Source organism: Ectothiorhodospira variabilis, from assembly GCF_022227625.1.
Taxonomy (GTDB): Bacteria; Pseudomonadota; Gammaproteobacteria; order Ectothiorhodospirales; family Ectothiorhodospiraceae; genus Ectothiorhodospira; species Ectothiorhodospira haloalkaliphila.
Map to the genome: position 1 here is coordinate 15,954 of NZ_JAJNAO010000014.1, position 18,370 is coordinate 34,323.

At 64.5% G+C, this 18,370-nt stretch carries 15 protein-coding genes; 8 read left to right on the top strand and 7 right to left on the bottom strand.

The window, feature by feature from the left end; translation table 11 throughout:
- Positions 1-3: 3 nt before the first annotated feature.
- From bchB to bchF, 3 genes are read right to left on the bottom strand one after another with little or no spacing between them, the layout of a single operon-like run.
- A complete protein-coding gene (bchB, locus tag LPW30_RS12740; protein WP_025281581.1) occupies positions 4-1,593 on the bottom strand; it encodes a ferredoxin:protochlorophyllide reductase (ATP-dependent) subunit B in 1,590 nt (529 codons plus the stop codon).
- Between the two features lie 4 nt (positions 1,594-1,597).
- Positions 1,598-2,890, bottom strand: a complete 1,293-nt coding sequence (locus tag LPW30_RS12745; protein ID WP_239681051.1) for a ferredoxin:protochlorophyllide reductase (ATP-dependent) subunit N — start codon at positions 2,888-2,890, stop codon at positions 1,598-1,600.
- Positions 2,887-3,414, bottom strand: coding sequence for a 2-vinyl bacteriochlorophyllide hydratase (gene bchF / locus LPW30_RS12750; RefSeq protein ID WP_025281583.1), 528 nt, complete (start codon positions 3,412-3,414; stop codon positions 2,887-2,889). The genes LPW30_RS12745 and bchF overlap by 4 nt, the downstream gene beginning before the upstream one ends.
- A 410-nt stretch (positions 3,415-3,824) precedes the next feature.
- Here bchF and LPW30_RS12755 point away from each other — a divergent pair, with 410 nt between their 5' ends.
- The 6 genes from LPW30_RS12755 (at position 3,825) to fni (ending at position 10,003) form a co-directional block, all read left to right on the top strand.
- Positions 3,825-4,655 (top strand): cobalamin B12-binding domain-containing protein, encoded by an 831-nt coding sequence (locus LPW30_RS12755; protein WP_239681052.1) that lies wholly within the window; start codon positions 3,825-3,827, stop codon positions 4,653-4,655.
- Positions 4,656-4,695: 40 nt separating this feature from the next.
- Complete coding sequence (ppsR, locus tag LPW30_RS12760) at positions 4,696-6,120, top strand: transcriptional regulator PpsR (RefSeq protein WP_239681053.1); 1,425 nt, start codon at positions 4,696-4,698, stop codon at positions 6,118-6,120.
- 127 nt (positions 6,121-6,247) lie between these two features.
- A complete protein-coding gene (chlG, locus tag LPW30_RS12765) occupies positions 6,248-7,132 on the top strand; it encodes a chlorophyll synthase ChlG (protein WP_025281586.1) in 885 nt (294 codons plus the stop codon).
- Between the two features lie 342 nt (positions 7,133-7,474).
- Positions 7,475-8,662 carry a geranylgeranyl diphosphate reductase gene (locus LPW30_RS12770; protein ID WP_025281587.1) on the top strand — a complete coding sequence of 396 codons (1,188 nt, stop codon included), beginning with the start codon at positions 7,475-7,477 and terminating at the stop codon, positions 8,660-8,662.
- An 18-nt stretch (positions 8,663-8,680) separates the two neighbouring features.
- A complete protein-coding gene (locus LPW30_RS12775) occupies positions 8,681-8,944 on the top strand; it encodes a hypothetical protein (protein WP_025281588.1) in 264 nt (87 codons plus the stop codon).
- Between the two features lie 3 nt (positions 8,945-8,947).
- Positions 8,948-10,003, top strand: coding sequence for a type 2 isopentenyl-diphosphate Delta-isomerase (fni, locus tag LPW30_RS12780; RefSeq protein ID WP_239681054.1), 1,056 nt, complete (start codon positions 8,948-8,950; stop codon positions 10,001-10,003).
- Between the two features lie 113 nt (positions 10,004-10,116).
- Here fni and LPW30_RS12785 read toward each other — a convergent pair whose 3' ends face one another.
- The 4 genes from LPW30_RS12785 to LPW30_RS12800 form a co-directional block, all read right to left on the bottom strand.
- Positions 10,117-11,607 (bottom strand): alpha/beta hydrolase, encoded by a 1,491-nt coding sequence (locus tag LPW30_RS12785; RefSeq protein WP_239681055.1) that lies wholly within the window; start codon positions 11,605-11,607, stop codon positions 10,117-10,119.
- Between the two features lie 63 nt (positions 11,608-11,670).
- On the bottom strand, positions 11,671-12,342 hold the full coding sequence (gph, locus tag LPW30_RS12790) for a phosphoglycolate phosphatase (RefSeq protein WP_238625191.1): 672 nt from the start codon (positions 12,340-12,342) through the stop codon (positions 11,671-11,673).
- Positions 12,343-12,345: 3 nt separating this feature from the next.
- Entirely contained in the window at positions 12,346-13,059 is a 714-nt protein-coding gene (ubiG, locus tag LPW30_RS12795; RefSeq protein ID WP_239681056.1) for a bifunctional 2-polyprenyl-6-hydroxyphenol methylase/3-demethylubiquinol 3-O-methyltransferase UbiG, read from the bottom strand.
- Positions 13,060-13,090: 31 nt separating this feature from the next.
- Positions 13,091-14,410 carry a TRZ/ATZ family hydrolase gene (locus tag LPW30_RS12800; RefSeq protein WP_025281593.1) on the bottom strand — a complete coding sequence of 440 codons (1,320 nt, stop codon included), beginning with the start codon at positions 14,408-14,410 and terminating at the stop codon, positions 13,091-13,093.
- Between the two features lie 139 nt (positions 14,411-14,549).
- Here LPW30_RS12800 and mtnA point away from each other — a divergent pair, with 139 nt between their 5' ends.
- A complete protein-coding gene (gene mtnA / locus LPW30_RS12805) occupies positions 14,550-15,605 on the top strand; it encodes an S-methyl-5-thioribose-1-phosphate isomerase (protein ID WP_239681057.1) in 1,056 nt (351 codons plus the stop codon).
- A gap of 140 nt (positions 15,606-15,745) precedes the next feature.
- The gene (gene gyrA / locus LPW30_RS12810; protein ID WP_239681058.1) at positions 15,746-18,349 is read left to right on the top strand and encodes a DNA gyrase subunit A; all 2,604 of its coding nucleotides are present in this window, start codon (positions 15,746-15,748) and stop codon (positions 18,347-18,349) included.
- The last annotated feature ends 21 nt before the right edge of the window (positions 18,350-18,370 follow it).

The window sequence follows — 18,370 nt, forward strand, 5'->3', positions numbered from 1 at the left end:
GCGTCAGCGCCCGAAGTGGGCCTTGGCGTCATAGAGCGTGTCGATGGAGATCTCGTGGAGACCCTTTTCCTTGGCAAAGCGTTCGGTGTTGCGGCGGGCCTTGCCGCGCACGAAGAAGGGGATCTTGCGAAGCTCCTTCTCGGCATCAGCTGACCACACGGGCTCACCGTCCTGCGCGGGTTCGGGGGCGGCGTCGGTCGTCACGGCTTCCGGTTGTACTTCCGCTGGAGCGGCCGCGACGCGGCGCTCGGTGGTGCCGGTACCGCCCAGGTGCGAGGGGGCTGCCTCGGCGTGGAATTCGAAGTCTTCCCGGAACATGCCCAGCAGGTGTTCCTCCAGGCCCATCATCAGTGGATGGACCCAGGTGTCGAACAGGACGTTGGCGCCACCAAATCCCATCTGCGGGGCGTAGCGGGCCGGGAAGTCCTGAACGTGTACCGGGGCCGAGATCACGGCACAGCCCACGCCCAGGCGCTTGGAGATGTGCCGCTCCATCTGGGTGCCGAGCACAAGTTCAGGCTGCAACTCTGCCACTTGCGCTTCCACTTCAAGATAGTCGTCGGTAATGAGCGGCGTTACATCGTAGAGCTTGGCCGCCTCACGTACCTCGCGGGCGAACTCGCGGCTGTAGGTGCCAAGGCCCACCACCTTGAAACCGAACTCTTCAGTGGCCACACGGGCGGCGGCGACGGCGTGGGTCGCATCGCCGAAGATGAAGACACGCTTTCCGGTCAGGTAGTTGGAGTCCACCGAGCGGGAATACCAGGGCAGGCGCGACTGGGCATTTTCCAGGGCAGGGCCAGGATCCACCTGGGCGATCCCGGCGACTTCCTGAATGAATTCCCGGGTGGCGCCCACGCCGATGGGGATCACGCGTGTGTAGGGCTGCTTGAAGGTTCGCTCAAGCCATTTGGCGGCGGTCTGGGCGATTTCCGGGTACAGCACCACGTTGAAGTCGGCTTCACCCAGGCGGGCGATATCGGCCGGAGTGGAACCCATGGGGGCGGTCACGTGAACGTCAATGCCCAGGCTGTCCAGTAGCTGGGTGATTTCCTGGATGTCGTCCCGGTGGCGAAAGCCCAGGGCCGTGGGGCCCAGCAGGTTGCACCGGGGGCGACGGGAAGCGGCCTCATCTGCGGGGCGGGCTTCAGCATTGCCAGCCAGTGAGCGCACCAGCTGATAAAAGGTTTCGGAGGCGCCCCAGTTTTCCTTGCGTGAATAGGAGGGCAGTTCCAGGGGGATGGCCGGCACCGGCAGGCCGAGAGTCTGGGACAGACCGCCCGGGTCGTCCTGGATGAGTTCGGCCGTGCAGGACGAGCCCACCAGCAAGGCCTGAGGCTTGAAGCGCTCGTAGGCCTCAATGGCAGTGTGGCGAAACAGCTCCGCCGTATCCTGACCCAGATCGCGAGCCTGGAATGTGGTGTAGGTCACGGGGGGGCGCTGATTGCGCCGCTCGATCATGGTGAATAGCAGGTCCGCATAGGTATCCCCCTGGGGGGCATGCAGGACATAGTGCAGACGTTCCATGCCGGTGGCCACACGCATGGCGCCCACGTGGGGTGGCCCTTCATAGGTCCATACCGTCAGTTGCACGAAATCAGACCCTCAATTTGGCTCGGCGCATCAGCGGCCGGGCAAACAGTTCAGCAAGATCGGCCGCCTGATCGTAGCCCTGAATCGGGGTGAAGACCAGTTCGATCGACCACTTGGTTGTCATGCCTTCTGCCTCCAGCGGATTCGCCAGGCCCAGGCCGCAGACCACGACGTCCGGGTGTGCCTCGCGGCAGCGGTCCAGCTGCTTGTCCAGGTGCTGTCCTTCGCTCAGGCAGGTGTCCTTTGGCAGCATGGCCAGCTCCTCGGCCAGGTGCTGGCGATGCAGGTAGGGCGTGCCCACCTCCACCAGTTCCATGCCCGCTTCACGGTGCAGGAAGCGAGCCAGGGGGATTTCCAGCTGGGAGTCCGGGAACAGGAAGATGCGCTTGCCCTTGAGCTCCTCGGCAATATGAGACAGACCGCGCCGTGCCCGCTCAATACCTGGTGCGGTGACTTTATCGAATAGCGCCGGATCCACACCGAAGGCATCGGCTGCGGCCCGCAACCACCCGGTCGTGCCTTCCACCCCAAGCGGGAACGGGGCTGACAGGCGTGTGGCACCCAGCCCCTCCAGGGCGCGCGCCGCCTCATTGAGGAAGGGCTGGGCCAGGATATAACGTGTGTTCGGCCCCACCGCCGGCAATTGATCGGAACGCCGGGCCGGCAGGTAGCGCACGTCATGGATGCCCATCTCCGCGAACAAGCGGGTGAACTGATCCTCGACGATATCCGCCAGCGAACCCACCACCAGCAAGGAGGCGGGATCGGCGTCGGTCTCCCGGGGGAGTTCCGGCACCAGGGCGGCGAGGCAGGTGTCCTCGCCCTGGGTGAAAGTGGTCTCGATGCCGCTGCCGGTGTAGTTGAGTACCCGTACCTGGGGCATGTGCTGCTGGGACAGGCGGGAGGCGGCCCTTTCAAGATCCAGCTTGATGACTTCGGAAGGGCAGGAACCCACCAGGAACAGCATGCGGATATCCGGGCGACGCTCCAGCAGCCGCGCCACGACGCGGTCCAACTCCTCGTTGGCATCCGCCAGCCCGGCCAGGTCGCGCTCTTCGATCAGCGCCGTGCCGAAGCGGGGTTCGGCAAAGATCATGACGCCGGCCGCCGATTGCATCAGGTGGGCACAGGTGCGCGAACCCACCACAAGGAAAAAGGCATCCTGAATCTTGCGATGCAGCCAGATGATGCTGGTCAGACCGCAGAAAACCGCATGCGGGCCGCGCTCGCGGATGATGTTGAAGTCCACCGTCTTCTCAGGACCGGCGCTGCTGGAAGGTTGCACTGGAACGGTCATTTGGAAGATTCCCCGCCGGAAGCAGCGGCTTGTGCCCGTTTCGCCTCGGCTTCGCCCAGGCGCGCAGCACGCAGCTTGATCAGGAACTGGGCGGCATTCACCACATACACGGCATAGGCCACCAGTGCCAGATACATCTGCTGCTCCACGGTCAGGAAGCTCCAGAACAGGGATGCCATGTAGATTGTGTGCAGGGCAATCACCATCATGCTGACCATGTCTTCCCAGAAGAAGGCCTTAGCGAACAGGTAATGGCCGAACACCACCTTCTCCCAGATGGCACCGGTCACCATGATGGTGTAAAGGATGAGGGTTTTGATGACGATGGAGGCGTGCGCCAGCCAGAGACCTTCTCCGGTCATCAGGTAACGCAATACCAGCCAGGTACTGACGATGAAGACCAGGAACTGCAACGGTGCCAGTATGCCTTGCACGAGGGTCCACGGGGTTTCATCCCGCCGCCGACGCTCCTCGGGGGTGTACAGGGGGCGGGTCTTGCGATCCCCGGCTCCGGCGTGCTGCATCGGGTATTTCTCCAGTCAACTCAACGTGGTGCGCTGAGTTTGTACAAGCCCCCCGGCTTTGTCAATCAAGCTGGACGTAAGGATTGGTTGACAATCCCGGGTGTCGTAACCATGATTTTCGTAGGTGAAAACGTTCGCAGGCCTGCTAAACTGCCTCCGTTGATGATGTCCGGACCGGTGGTTGGGTTTTCCGGGCAAATGGGAGGCCGCGTCGTTCCGGGCGGTCCGCTTTCAGCCTTTGGGGGAGATGTATGGTCACTGCGAGACGTCAGCTTGGTCGCGAGGGTGGGGAGTCCTCGCCGAACCCGAGACGGGAGGCCGACCGAAGTGCTGCGACTCGGCGTGATGCAGGAGCGGATGGGGCCTCTCGGTCGGCGGTGCCAGGCACCCACGGAATGTGTCCAGAGTCCATGCGCAAGGAACTCTCCCATGTGATCGAAGGCGAGATCATTCCGCGCCTGATGATGGCGCATCGCTCGGACGAGAGGACCCCGGCAGGCAGCACAACCCAGGACGCCCCCTCGGAAGGCGGCCATACCGGGGCAGTGCCCATTGGCGCACCGGTGGTGGAAGAGTTTTCGCGGATGGTGATCGAGCACGATGCCGCCGCAGCGCTGGCTTATGTGGAAACCCTGAGGACACAGGGTACGGCGCTTGAAAGTGTGTTCGTGCACCTGCTGGCCCCCACCGCGAAGCGGTTGGGCGAGTTGTGGGAAGAGGATCAGGCCGATTTCACCGAAGTGACGGTGGGGCTCTGTCGCCTGCAGCACGTTCTCCGGGAGTTGGGAGGGGCGTTTGAAGGGGAATTGGCCCTGCAGCAATCGGGTGGCAAGCGCATTCTCATGTCTCCCATTCCCGGGGAGCAACATACCTTCGGCCTGATGATGATTTCCGAATTCTTCCGTCGGGAGGGCTGGGACGTGACGTGCGACCCATCCCTGTCCACGCGGGACCTGAACCATCTGGTGCGCCAGGAATGGTTTGACGTGGTGGCTCTTTCGGTGAGCTGTCAGACCTTGCTCGATAAGGTCACCGCCACCGTGCGCGGGGTGCGGCGCGTTTCCCGCAATGCCTCCGTGGGGGTCATCGTGGGGGGGCGCCTCTTTACCGAGAACCCGCAACTGGTTTCAGTGGTCGGTGCAGATGAAACGGCCGCCGATGGTGCCTCCGCAGTGCGCCGGGCAGAAGCCATGCTGGCGCGACGCGCTGGGTGTTTCTCGCAAGGCCTCGGCCCGATGTGATGTTTTCAACCAGGATTTGAAACCGATAAGCGTGGAGCTCGTGAAGCCGTTCAAAGCCCCAAAGCAGGTGCTCGGGGATCTGGAGCCCGACGAAGTCGCCTCCCTGGTGGCTACGGCGGCCGATGTGTCCTTGGTGCTCGACGAGACGGGGATCATCCGGGATTTGGCCCTGGGAAGTGACGACCTCACCATGGAGGGGTATGGGCAGTGGGTGGGCAAGCCATGGGTGGATACGGTCACTGTGGAGAGTCGGGGCAAGATCGAGGCCTTGCTTCGTGATGCCTCCTCGCCGGCCAATGTGCGCTGGCGCCAGGTCAATCATCCCTCCAGCCGTGGCCACGACGTACCGGTCATGTACTCTGCCATTCAGGTGGGGGAGGGCGGGCGCGTGGTGGCCATGGGGCGGGATCTGCGAGGCGTGGCGGCGCTGCAACGCCGCCTCGTGGAGGCGCAACAGTCCATGGAGCGGGAGTATGCGCGCCTGCGCCACGCCGAAACCCGCTATCGCCTTCTGTTTCAGGTGTCTTCCGAGGCCGTGCTGATCATGGATGCGGCCACCCACAAGGTGGTGGAAGCGAATCCTGCGGCGGGGGAGCTCCTGGGGGATTCGCCCCATAAACTGGTCGGACGGGTCTTTCCGGAAGGTTTCGACCTGGAAAATACGCAGATGGTTCAGGACATGCTGGCAACCGTGCGTGCCACCGGCCGGGCTGAGGATATCCTGGTCCACTCGTTGGGTGCCGAGCGGGAATTCATCATCTCTTCCTCCTTGTTCCGTCAGGATAACGCCTCGCATTTCCTTGTACGCCTCCGGTGTCCTCGTTCCGAGGCCCTGGCCTCCGTGGGGCCACAGAGTGCCTCCCGCGTGCTCCAGATGGTGGAGCGGGCGCCGGATGGCTTCGTTGTCACCGATATGAGCGGCCGTATTCACAGTGCCAACCCGGCCTTCCTCGAAATGGCGCAACTACCCACCGAGGAGCAGGCCCGTGGGGAGTCCCTGGGTCGCTGGCTCGGGAGGCCAGGCGTGGACCTGGGGGTGCTCATTGGCAACCTGCGTGAGCACGGTGCAGTGAGATTGTTTGCCACGGCCCTGCGCGGTGAATACGGGTCTGCCTCCGAGGTGGAGATCTCCGCGGTGGCCGTGCTCGGCCTGGATGAGCCCTGTCTGGGCTTTACCATTCGCAACGTGGGCGCGCGCCTGGCTCGCGAGACCATGGTGAATCGGGATGGGCCGCGCTCCGTGGAACAGCTCACCGAGCTGGTGGGCCGGGTACCTCTCAAGGACCTGGTGCGCGAGAGCACCGACATGATCGAGCGCTTGTGCATTGAGGCAGCCCTGGAACTGACCAACGACAATCGGGCCTCGGCGGCGGAGATGCTGGGGCTGAGCCGGCAGAGTTTCTACGTGAAATTGCGCCGGTACGGGCTGGGTCACCTGGCTCACGAGAACGAAGAAAAGCTCTGAAACTTGACCTCCGTCAAGACGCCTTGCGACGCCCTTTCATTGGTGTCTATCTGACATTATCTATGGTGCTTCCTCGGGGTGTAAATGGTGCTTGACGAAAGGGGGGGGCGCGTATAATTTACCCGCCATGTCGCTCCCTCAGCCCCGTGCCATTCTCGAAGTCACTCACCCGGTCACCTGGTTTCCGCCCATGTGGGCCTACGCCTGCGGCGTGGTCTCCGCCGGCGTGGCGCTGGGAGAACGGTGGGTCCTGATCATCGTCGGTGTCATGCTGGCCGGCCCGCTGATCTGCGGTACGAGCCAGGTGGTGAACGACTGGTTCGATCGTCACGTGGATGCCATCAACGAGCCCCACCGACCGATCCCCTCAGGACGTATCCCGGGTCAATGGGGGCTTTGGCTGGCCATCATCTGGACGCTGGCCTCGCTGGCTCTGGCGACCGTGCTGGGTGTGTGGGGCTTCCTGGCTGCCGTCTTCGGCCTGATCCTGGCCTGGGCCTACAGCGCCCCGCCGACCCGACTCAAGCGTAATGGCTGGTGGGGTAATTCCGCCGTGGCCATATGCTACGAAGGTGTTCCCTGGTTCACGGGTGTCGTGGTCATGGCGGGCGTCTTCCCCGACTGGCGCATCATTGCCGTGGCTCTCCTTTACAGCATCGGCGCCCATGGCATCATGACCCTCAACGACTTCAAATCAGTGGAAGGCGATCGGCAGATGGGCCTGGGCTCGTTGCCGGTCAAGCTGGGCGTGGATCGCGCCGCCAAGCTGGCCTGCTGGGTGATGGCCATTCCTCAATTGTTCGTGGTTGCCTTGCTGCTGCTCTGGGGGGCTCCCATCTACGCCGCTGCCGTGGCCGCGTTGCTGGTGGTTCAGATCGGCCTGATGGTGCGCCTGCTCAAGCGGCCCAAGGAACTGGCTCCGTGGTATAACGCCACGGGGATCACGCTCTACGTCAGTGGCATGATGGTGACCGCCTTCGCCCTGGGCAGCATGGACCTGATGGCGTCGTGAGGGCCGATTGGGCAGGCGAACGGAGCTTGATTCAGGCGCCGTTCCCGGTCCCCGCCGCCTATCTGCAGGCGGCGCGCCCCGCTTCAGCGAGGGCCATGCCCGTCTCCCGTGACGACCGTTCGTCCATCAGGGCCCCGCAACCGGGCTCGGTGCATGCCCCACATGTCCTTGATCATCTTTCCTTGATCCCGTCCCTGATACCCTTTCGCGCGGGTAACAGAGACCGTGCGGGTGACCGGAAAGGCGGCACCCTCAGGTACAGTCTCCATCGTGGCGCTCCCCGGGGCGCGCTCTTCCCTGCGGCGACCCTGGGCGTCGTGGCAACCGGAACAGGTGAATGTAATGGCTGAAACACAGACCTTTGATATTGTTGTCGTGGGCGGTGGCCCTGCGGGGGCGACCGCGGCCAACGATCAGGCCCGCGCGGGCCGCAAGGTATTGCTGCTGGATCGTGGTGGGCGTATCAAGCCCTGTGGCGGGGCCATCCCGCCGGTAACCATGACCGAGTTCGATCTCCCCGAGTCGGTGCTGGTGGCCAAGATCCGCTGCGCCCGCATGTTCTCGCCCAAGGACCGCAAGGTGGACATGCCCATCCAGGGAGGTTACGTGGGCATGGTGGATCGCAAGACTTTCGACGAGTGGCTGCGCAAGCGTGCCGCCGAAGGTGGCGCCGAGCGACGCACCGGCACCTATGAGCGGATCGATCGTGACAGCGATGGCACGGCCATCGTCCGGTACAAGGATGAGTCGGGCGAAGAGGTGGGTGTGCGCGCCCGGGCGGTGATCGGCGCCGATGGCGCACGCTCCACGGTGGCCCGCCAGGAGGTTCCCGGTGCCGACAAGATCCCCCATGTGGCTGCTTATCACGAGATCATCAGCCGTCCCACCGCCAACGACGCGGAATTTGATCCTGAGCGTTGTGATGTGTATTACCAGGGCAAGCTGTCACCGGACTTCTATGCCTGGGTGTTCCCCCACGGCGACACGGTGAGCGTCGGCGTGGGCTCGGCCCACAAGGGCTTTTCCCTCAAGGGGGCTGTGGCGGATCTGCGCAAGGCTTCGGGCATGGAGGATTGCGAGACCCTGCGTCGTGAGGGCGCGCCAATTCCCTTGTACCCCATGAAGTGCTGGGACAATGGCAAGGACGTGCTGCTGGCAGGTGATGCCGCCGGTGTGGTGGCACCCGCCTCCGGTGAGGGCATCTACTATGCCATGCTCGGCGGGCGTCTGGCTGGCGAGGCGGTGGCGTCCTTCCTGGACTCCGGCAACCCGGCCATGCTCAAGCAGGCACGCAAGCGCTTCATGAAGGCCCACGGGCAGGTGTTCTGGATCCTGGGAATCATGCAGCGCTTCTGGTATAGCAGTGACAAGCGCCGCGAACGGTTTGTGGCCATCTGTCAGGACAAGGACGTACAGGAACTCACCTGGCAGGCCTATATGTACAAGAAGCTGGTCAAGGCCAAGCCTCTTGCCCACATCCGCATCTTCTTCAAGGACATGGGGCATCTGCTCGGGTTGTCCCGGGTGTGATCCGGCCTTGAGGCGCGCATGTCGGAACTCTTCGCCAACGGTCGCATTGTTGATTTCATCCTGCTGGCGATGCTGCTGGAGGGGGCCTTGCTCCTCTGGTGGCATCGTCGCACGGGGCGCGGACTTCCTGCGGATGTGATTGTGACCACGCTGCTGGCCGGGGGCTTTCTGTTGCTGGCGTTGCGTGCGGCCCTGACCGGTGCCGACTGGCCCTGGATATCCTTGTGGTTATCTGCAGGTCTGCTGGCCCATCTGGCTGACCTCTGGCGCAGGCTACGGTGATGCATGGGGTTTGAAGCGCACGAACCCGCTGGCGACGATTGCCGGGATCCCGAATCCAAGGGGCGCCATCTGGACGTATGCCTCTCGGGACCGGTGGGCTATCGCAAGTCCACTGGACTTGAGTGCTATGACCTGCTCAACCAGGCCTTGCCCGAATTGTGCCTGGACGAGATTGACCTGTCCGTCTCGCTGGCCGGTCGCATCCTGCGGGCCCCCCTGATGATTGCCCCCATGACGGGGGGCGATGCGCGTACCCATGAACTCAACCGCATCCTGGTAGCAGCGGCTCAGCGTTGGGGGGTGCCCATGGGGGTGGGCAGTCAGCGGGTGGCCATCGAGGATCCGTCCCGTGCTCGCTATTTCCAGCTTCGGGAGGAAGCCCCGGATGCGGTGCTTTTCGCCAATATTGGCGGGGCACAACTGGTCAAGGGCTGGGGGGTCGCCGAGGCCCGACGGGCTGTGGAGATGATCCGGGCCGATGCCCTGTTCGTGCATCTCAATCCCATGCAGGAGGCAGTGCAGGGGGGCGATCTGGATTTTCGCGGTCTGGCCGGCCGGCTGGCCCGGCTCTGTGAGGAACTGGCTGCTGATGGCGTCCCGGTGTTTGCCCGTGAGGTCTGTTTCGGGCTGAGCGAAGGCGCCGCCCGGGAGCTGCTGGCCTGTGGCGTGGCCGGCGTGGATTGCGCGGGTGCCGGCGGCACGTCGTGGGCCCGAGTGGAGGCCCTGTGTACCGATGGCGAGGGGGAGAGACACCTGGGCCAGGTCTTTGGTGAATGGGGGATTCCCACCGCCGAGAGTATCGTCAATGTCCGGCGGGTGGCGCCAGACCTCCCTCTGATCGCCTGCGGTGGCCTTCGAACCGGGCTGGACGTAGCCAAGGCTCTGGCCCTGGGGGCGGATGTAGCCGCCATGGCGAGACCGTTTCTGATCAAGGCCGCCCAAGGGCCCGAAGCACTGGACGCATTCATCGCGCAGGTGCTCAGGGAGTTGCGGGCGGCCATGTTTGCCAGCGGCGCCGGGGATGTGTCGGCCCTGCGCGGTACCCTGACTCCCCGCTGAACCAAGCCCTGTCCTCCTCTGTGCGAGTCCTGATGGCGGGAGCCGGCCTTGCCGGCGAATGGCGGTGTCCGCCGTAGCCGGGCTCTCGCGGCCAGGGTCGCTCCCACGGGGGGTTAGATCAGGGGGAACATCACCGTCAATGTCCACCCCAGGAAGGCAGCCAGGGCGAAGCCATCCGCCCAGGGCCGCTGAACCGGTCGGCTGACCAGCAGGGGCAGGGCCAGCATCACCGGCAGCAGGGGCAGGATGATCAACAGGAACATCATGCCATCCACGAGGGCGGCGGCAATACCTACCGTGACCATGGTGATCAGGGCCACACCCAGACCGACACCCAGTCCTCGCCAGCCGGCGCGTCCCTGCAGCGCGGTGGCAAACGCGATGGCCCAGGGCAGGATCAGCAGGGTCAGGATGGGCAGATAGGGCAGTCGATGCAGGGGCGGCCACCAGGCCAGCCAGAGCGCGGCCCCCATCACGCCAAAGCCCAGCACCAGCACACCCAGCATGATGGGACCCCACGCCAGGTCAGGCCATTCCGGCCGGGGTGGCCGGGTACCCAGCGCCAGCCAGATGCCCCCGGCCAGGGCCAGCCACAGGGCAAACTGGGGGCTGACCAGGATTCCGCCGATCCCGTCCAGATAGATGATCTCCCCAGTGCCGATGAGCAGCAGGGTGGCCAGCGCACCACTGATGGCGGCGCGTACCAGTGGGCGTCGGGTGCGCCCATGGGCCTGTGCCTGAGCCGTATCCAGGCGCAGCCGATCGTCATCCACCCAAAGCGGGGCCAGGGCACGCCAGAGGACGATGATGCCCACCAGGTTCAGCAACCACCAGAGCATGGGGCTGACCCTGGTGGCCGGCTGTGGGGAGATTTCCGATACCTGCGCCAGCCATTGAATGGAGGCTGCGTGCGCCTGGGGGCTGAACAGCACACCGATGTGTTCCACGCCGGGAACCACTTCAAGGGCCCGGGCAGTGCCTGTGGTGGGGTCCCCCCCTGGGCCACCCGCTTTTTCCAGCAGGTTCTGTGCTGCTTCCAGGAATGGTCCTTCCCAGGCCCCGGCCATCAGCAGCAGATTGGGTGGGCTGGACGGGGTGACCTCGCTCTGGCCTGGGGAGACTGCCACCACGGCCTGGATTGGCTGGACGGTGTCCATGGCCGCGTCGATCACCGCACCAGCACCCAGGGAGTGCCCCAGCAGGGACAGTCGCCTGGCATCCACTTCCGGCTGTTCGCCCAATAATGCCAGGGCCGACTGTACGTCACGCTGGAATTGCTCGGGGTCGTTCCACCAGTCCAGTGGTGCTCGGTTGCGCCCGTGCCCGCTCAGGTCGGGCAGGGCCACGACGAAGCCCGCGTCGGCGAGCGCCAGGCCCCAGCTGCGCATGAGCTGGGCGGAGCCCGCAAAACCATGGGCGACCACGACGCCGGGGGCATGGCTGGCATCGTTCGGCAGCAGCAAGGTGACGGGCACTCCATCGCGCTGCAGCTGGCGCTGCTCCACACCCTGTCCGGTATCGATGACCATGATCCAGGCCGTGATGATCACCGCGAGGGCGAGCAGGGCGGTGATGATCCTGAGAGCGGGACGGCTTGTGAGCATGGGTTGGATGTTCCTTGTGAGCGTGTGCCTGCTAAGCCCTGAGGCCCATTTCGTTATCCGTGGTCACGACGCCTGTCCGAGTCCCACCTGTGCCGGTAGCCAGTCCATGATGTCAACGGGGTGCTGGATGAAGCCATCAGCGCCCCAGGCGTCCGGGTTCTGGGTGGCATCGATATAGCCGTAGCGAGCTACCAGGGTGCGCATGCCCGCGGCCCGGCCCGCCTCGATATCCCGGTGAGCATCGCCGATATACAGACACTGCTCGGGCGTGCTCCCGGACTGCTCGCAGGCCAGCAGCATGGGCATGGGGTGGGGCTTGCGTTCGGCCGTCGTGTCGCCACTGATGACCGTGGCAGCGCGATCATACAGACCCATGGAGCGCAGCAGGGGGTCGGTCAGAAAGGCCGGCTTGTTGGTGACGATCCCCCAGTTCATGCCTCGGGATTCAATGGCTTCCAGGACCTCTTGCATGCCGGGGAAAAGTCGGCTTTCCCGATGGAGGTGGGCTGAGTAGATCTCCAGAAAGCGCTCACGCAGGCCATCGAATACCGCCCCGGCGGCTTCGGGGAACCCCAGGGTCACCAGGGCCGCACTGCCATGGGAAACATGATCCCGCACCTGCTCGAAGGGCAGGGGCGTGAGGCCCCGTTCCTGTTGCAGGCAGTGCAGGGCGTGGTGCAGGTCCGGCGCGGTGTCGGCCAGTGTGCCGTCCAGATCGAACAGGATGGTGCGCAAGGGTCACGCTTCCCGCACGGCGTGGGCCAGGTAGTTCACGTCCACGCCCGGACCCAGGCGATAGCTGCGGTTGAGCAAGTCGTAGTGCATGCCCGTGAGGTTGCGCATGGACAACCCGGCCTGCCGCATCCAGGCCTCCATTTCGGAGGGCCGGATGAATCGGGCATATTCATGGGTGCCCGGGGGCAGCATGCGCATCAGGTATTCAGCACCGAGGATGGCCATGGCAAACGACTTGGGCGTGCGATTCAGGGTGGCCACGCACAGATGACCACCCGGTTTGAGCAGACGCGCACAGGCATCGAGCACCGAGCCCGGATCGGGGACGTGTTCCAGCATCTCCATGCAGGTGACCACGTCGAACTGCCCCGGCATTTCCGCGGCCAGGGCCTCGGCGGAAGTCTGCCGGTAGTCCACTTCCAGACCGGATTCCAGCAGGTGCAGGCGGGCCACGCCCAGGGCGTTTTCACCCATGTCGATACCCATGACCCGGGCGCCACGGCGGGCCATGGCTTCCGACAGCAGGCCACCGCCGCAGCCCACGTCCAGCACCTTCTGGTCCTGCAGGCCACCGGTGCGTTCGTCGATATAGTCCAGCCTGAGCGGGTTGATCTCGTGCAAGGGGCGGCATTCGCCCTCAGGATCCCACCAGCGGTGGGCCATCTCGTCGAACTTGGCGATCTCGGCGGCGTCGACGTTCGTGTGTATCTCGGACATGGGAGTTGTCATCACGGGTCAGGTGGGCGGCTCAGTCGGCCTCCGCAATACGGGTTTGCCAACTGGATATCCGTTGGCGCAGCTGAGTGTCATCAATGGTGGTGAGTTGGCGATCCCGCAACAACGGGCGGCCTGCCACCCACGTATCGCTGACCTGGTGACGACCCACGGCATACACTAGATGGGAGACGGGGTCATACACGGGCTGACTTTCCAGTTCGCCCAGATTGACGGCGACCATGTCCGCGCTCTTGCCGGGGGTGAGGGATCCGATTTCATCGGCCAGGCCCAGGGCGCGAGCACCGTTGAGGGTGGCCATGCGCAGTGCGGTATGGGCAGGCAGTGCGGCGGCGTTGCCGCTGACGCCCTTGGCCAGCAGGGCGGCGGTGCGCATCTCGCCGAACATGTCCAGGTCGTTGTTGCTGGCTGTGCCGTCGGTGCCCAGGGCCACATTCACCCCCGCTTCCACCAGGGCCTGTACCGGGCAGAAACCGGAGGCCAGCTTCAGGTTGGATTCAGGGCAATGCACTACGTGGGTGCCGGCACCGGCCAGGTGCGCGATCTCGCCGCTTTCCAGCTGGGTCATGTGCACGGCCATGAGGTTGGGACCGGACAGCCCCAGTCGGGCCAGACGTTCCAGGGGGCGCACGCCAAAGCGGGCCTTGGATTCCTCCAGCTCGTGAGCCGTCTCATGCACGTGCATGTGCACGGGAATGTCCAGTTCTGCCGATAGGGTGGCCAGGCGCTTGAGGGGTTCATCGGCCACGGTGTATGGCGCATGCGGAGCAAAGCAGAACGACAGCAGGCTTTCGCCCTTGTGGCGGTCGAAGATGTCCAGCCCTTTCTCGATGTACTCGGATGCCTGCGACGCCCAGGCGCTGGGGAAGTCGATGACGATCAGGCCGATGGCGGCGCGGATGCCCACCTGGCCGCTGACCTGGGCGGTGGTCTCCGGGAAGAAATACATGTCGTTGAAGCAGGTGGTGCCACCGCGCAGCATCTCCGCTGCCGCCAGCAGGGTGCCGTCATGGACAAAGGCCTCACCCACGAAACGTCCCTCGGCGGGCCAGATATGGTTCTGCAGCCAGTCCATCAGCGGCAGATCATCGGCCAGGCCGCGCAGCAGGGTCATGGGAGAGTGGGTGTGGGCGTTCACCAGGCCGGGGATCAGGGCGTGCTGAGCCAGGCGACGATGGGTTTCACCGTGATAACGTGCTTCCGCCTCTGCGGTCGGTAGCAGGTCCAGGATGCGACCCTCGTGAACCACCAGGCTGTAGCCTTCCAGCACCGTCTCGTCCGGCTCCACTGGCACGATCCAGCGGGGGGTGATGATCTTGTCGACGCTTTGCATCCGCGCAAGATAACGATTACGCGGGGGTTGGACAAGTATTCAGCCCGCTGCAGAGCGGTGGGGTCGGGGTAGGGGGCTGTGGCACGGGGCGACATATCCTGGCAAAGTACCGGGCTTCCCACCGGCAACCCGACACGTCATGAGCACACACACGCACGACTCCATCCGCGCGGTCCAGTGGACCGGCACCCAACTCAGCCTGCTGGATCAGCGCCTGCTGCCCCATGAGAGTGTCTATCTGGAGATGGACACGGCGACCGCGGCGGCCGATGCCATCCGTGACATGGTGGTCCGCGGGGCGCCGGCCATCGGTGTAACCGCTGCTTATGCCGTGGTGCTGGCAGCTCGGCGTGCCTGGGCGGCTGATCAGCGTGGCTGGCGCGCCGGCATGGCGCCTGATCTCAAGGCCCTGGCCGATTCCCGCCCCACAGCAGTGAACCTGTTCTGGGCCCTGGCACGCATGGGGCAGGTGATGGAGGGGCTGCCCGATGATCAGGATCCGGAGCCCGCCCTGCTGGCGGAGGCCGAGCGCATTCATCAGGAGGATGTGGATGGCAATCGATACATGGGGGATCTGGGGGCGGCCCTGCTGCAGGATGGCCGGGATGTGCTCACCCATTGCAATACCGGGTCGCTGGCGACCGGTGGCTATGGGACGGCCCTGGGCGTTATTCGCAGCGCCTACGCCCAGGGCCGGGTCAAGCATGTGTATGCCGATGAGACCCGCCCCTGGTTACAGGGGGCGCGCCTGACTGCCTGGGAACTGGTGCAGGACGGAATTCCCGTGAGCCTTTTGTGCGAAGGGGCGGCCGCCAGTCTGATGCGCGAGGGTCGCGTAGGGTGGGTGATCGTCGGTTCTGATCGCATCGCTGCCAACGGTGATGCTGCCAACAAGATTGGCACCTATGGGCTGGCGGTGCTGGCCCGTCATCATGGGGTGAAGTTCATGGTGGCGGCACCCACCACCACCATCGACATGGAAGCGGCCACCGGGGCGGATATCCCCATCGAGCAGCGCGGCCAGGAAGAGGTGCTGGAACTGGCCGGGCGCCGCGTGGCCGCCCCCGGGGCGAATGCCTGGAATCCGGCCTTCGATGTGACCCCGGCAGAGTTGATTGACGCCATCGTCACGGAGCGTGGTGTGGTGGAGAATCCCGACGTGCAGAAGATGAAGGCGCTGTTCGCGGCTGACTGAGCCGAGCCGGCCCGGCAGAGGCCGCAACCGTTCGCGGGCCGGTCATCCCGGCCCGCATCACTGCTGCCCCCTTCGTCGATGTGGTATCATCCGGCGTTTGTTTCAGTCCTTCCATGTCAACTACAGCGCCCTGAGACTGAATGGTCGAATTCGCCAAAGAAATCCTGCCGGTCAACCTGGAAGACGAGATGCGTCAGTCCTATCTGGACTACGCCATGAGCGTCATCATCGGTCGAGCCCTGCCAGACGTGCGCGACGGGCTCAAGCCCGTGCACCGCCGGGTGCTCTTCGCCATGCGGGTGCTGGGCAACGACTGGAACAAGCCGTACAAGAAATCCGCCCGCGTGGTGGGTGACGTCATCGGTAAATACCATCCCCATGGTGATTCGGCCGTGTACGACACCATCGTGCGCATGGCTCAGTCCTTCTCCATGCGCTACATGCTGGTGGATGGACAGGGCAACTTCGGCTCGGTGGACGGTGACGCCCCGGCGGCCATGCGGTACACGGAAGTGCGCATGGCGAAGATTGCCCATGAGCTGCTGGCGGACATCGACAAGGAGACCGTGGATTTCGTCGATAACTACGACGGCTCCGAAACCGAGCCCTCCGTCTTCCCCACCCAGCTGCCCAACCTGCTGATCAATGGATCGGCGGGCATTGCCGTGGGCATGGCCACCAATATCCCGCCTCACAACCTCACCGAGGTGGTCAACGCCTGCGTGGCGCTGATCGACGATCCGGGCCTGGGTGTGGAAGGCCTGATGGAGCACATGCCGGGTCCGGACTTCCCCACCGCCGGCATCATCAACGGTGACCGGGGTATCCACGAGGCCTATCGCACCGGGCGGGGGCGCATCTATGTGCGGGCCCGCTCCCATGTGGAGACCGACGAATCCAACGGGCGCAACAGCATCGTGGTGACGGAGTTGCCCTACCAGGTGAACAAGGCGCGCCTTCTGGAGCGTATTGCCGAACTGGTCAAGGACAAGAAGCTGGAGGGCATCAGCGAGTTGCGGGACGAGTCCGACAAGGACGGCATGCGCATGGTGGTGGAGCTCAAGCGCGGGGAAGTCCCCGAGGTCGTGCTCAACAACCTCTACCTGCAAACCCAGATGCAGAATGTATTCGGCATCAACATGGTGGCCCTGGTGGACGGGCAACCCAGGTTGCTGGATCTCAAGCAGATTCTCGAGGCCTTTTTGCGCCACCGGCGCGAAGTGGTGACCCGCCGAACCATCTTTGAACTCCGCAAGGCCCGGGAGCGGGCCCACGTGCTGGAAGGCCTGGCCGTGGCCCTGGCGAACATTGACGAGATCATTGCCCTGATCAAGGCATCGGGCAGCCCGGCAGAGGCCAAGGAAGGGCTTCTGGGTCGTGTATGGGCCCCCGGTGTGGTGCAGGACATGCTGGATCGTGCCGGCGCCTGGGCCTCGCGACCGGAGGATCTGGCCAGCGACTTCGGGCTGCAGGAGGGCGGCTACCGGCTTTCCGAGGCCCAGGCCCAGGCCATCCTGGACCTGCGCCTGCACCGCCTGACCGGTCTTGAACAGGACAAGATCGTCAATGAATACCGGGAACTGCTGGGGCGCATCGAGGAGCTGCTGGAGATTCTGTCCAGCCCCGGGCGCCTGATGGAGGTCATCCGTGAGGAACTGGTCGCCATGCGCGAACAGTACGGCGATACGCGCCGCACCGAGATCCTCAGCAATCACGTGGATCTCACGCTGGCAGATCTGATCACCGAGGAAGATGTGGTGGTCACCCTCTCCCACGCCGGTTACGCCAAGTATCAGCCCCTGACCGCTTACCGGGCACAAAAGCGCGGCGGGCGTGGCAAGACGGCCACCACCTTCCGCGACGAGGACTTCATCGACCGTCTGGTGGTGGCCAATACCCACGACACCATTCTGTGCTTCTCCAGTCGCGGCAAGGCCTACTGGCTCAAGGTGTATGAGTTGCCCATGGGCAGTCGCGCCGCGCGCGGGCGGCCCATGGTGAACCTGCTGCCCCTGGAAGAGGGCGAGCGAATCAATGCCATCCTGCCGGTACGCGAGTACCGGGAGGATCTGTTTGTGTTCATGGCCACCAGCAGTGGCATTGTCAAGAAGACCCCCTTGGTGGACTTCTCCCGCCCCCGTTCGAACGGCATCATCGCCGTGGGCTTGCGCGAGGACGACTGGCTGGTGGATGTGAAGGTGACCGATGGGCATCAGGATGTGATGCTGCTCAGCTCCGCTGGCAAGGCAGTGCGGTTCAGCGAAGACACCGTGCGAGCCATGGGGCGCACCGCCAGCGGTGTGCGCGGCGTGCGTCTGGGGCCGGACCAGCAGGTGATTTCCCTGATCATCGTCGATCAGGGCAACATCCTGATCGCCACCGAGAATGGCTACGGCAAGCGCACATCACCCGAAGAATTCCCCTTGCATGGCCGCGGCGGCCAGGGTGTGATCGCCATCCAGACGGGAGGCCGCAACGGTGCGGTGGTAGGGGCTACCCTGGTGGGAGATGAGGATCAGGTGATGCTCATCACCAACGGCGGCACCCTCGTTCGCACCCCGATCGGGGATATCCCGGTGCTGGGGCGCAACACCCAGGGCGTGCGTCTGATACGCCTTGCCGATGACGAGAATCTGGTGGAACTGGCGCGCGTCGAGGGCCTCAATGGCGACGACAACGAGAGCGGTGATGGCAACGGCGATGAAGCCGACGACGGCGGGTCGCTGCCGGAAGACGCCTCCTGACCCGATTCGCCCCGTAATCAA

Bases quoted from the DNA above. Each gene is read 5' to 3' on its own strand.
- LPW30_RS12775 (WP_025281588.1), top strand. From the start codon at position 8,681: ATGTCGGAACTCTTCGCCAACGGTCGCATTGTTGATTTCATCCTGCTG.
- gyrA (WP_239681058.1), top strand. From the start codon at position 15,746: ATGGTCGAATTCGCCAAAGAAATCCTGCCGGTCAACCTGGAAGACGAG.
- ubiG (WP_239681056.1), bottom strand. From the start codon at position 13,059: ATGTCCGAGATACACACGAACGTCGACGCCGCCGAGATCGCCAAGTTC.
- chlG (WP_025281586.1), top strand. From the start codon at position 6,248: ATGTCGCTCCCTCAGCCCCGTGCCATTCTCGAAGTCACTCACCCGGTC.
- LPW30_RS12755 (WP_239681052.1), top strand. From the start codon at position 3,825: ATGCGCAAGGAACTCTCCCATGTGATCGAAGGCGAGATCATTCCGCGC.
- bchF (WP_025281583.1), bottom strand. From the start codon at position 3,414: ATGCAGCACGCCGGAGCCGGGGATCGCAAGACCCGCCCCCTGTACACC.
- LPW30_RS12800 (WP_025281593.1), bottom strand. From the start codon at position 14,410: ATGCAAAGCGTCGACAAGATCATCACCCCCCGCTGGATCGTGCCAGTG.
- LPW30_RS12770 (WP_025281587.1), top strand. From the start codon at position 7,475: ATGGCTGAAACACAGACCTTTGATATTGTTGTCGTGGGCGGTGGCCCT.
- LPW30_RS12745 (WP_239681051.1), bottom strand. From the start codon at position 2,890: ATGACCGTTCCAGTGCAACCTTCCAGCAGCGCCGGTCCTGAGAAGACG.
- fni (WP_239681054.1), top strand. From the start codon at position 8,948: ATGGGGTTTGAAGCGCACGAACCCGCTGGCGACGATTGCCGGGATCCC.
- mtnA (WP_239681057.1), top strand. From the start codon at position 14,550: ATGAGCACACACACGCACGACTCCATCCGCGCGGTCCAGTGGACCGGC.
- LPW30_RS12785 (WP_239681055.1), bottom strand. From the start codon at position 11,607: ATGCTCACAAGCCGTCCCGCTCTCAGGATCATCACCGCCCTGCTCGCC.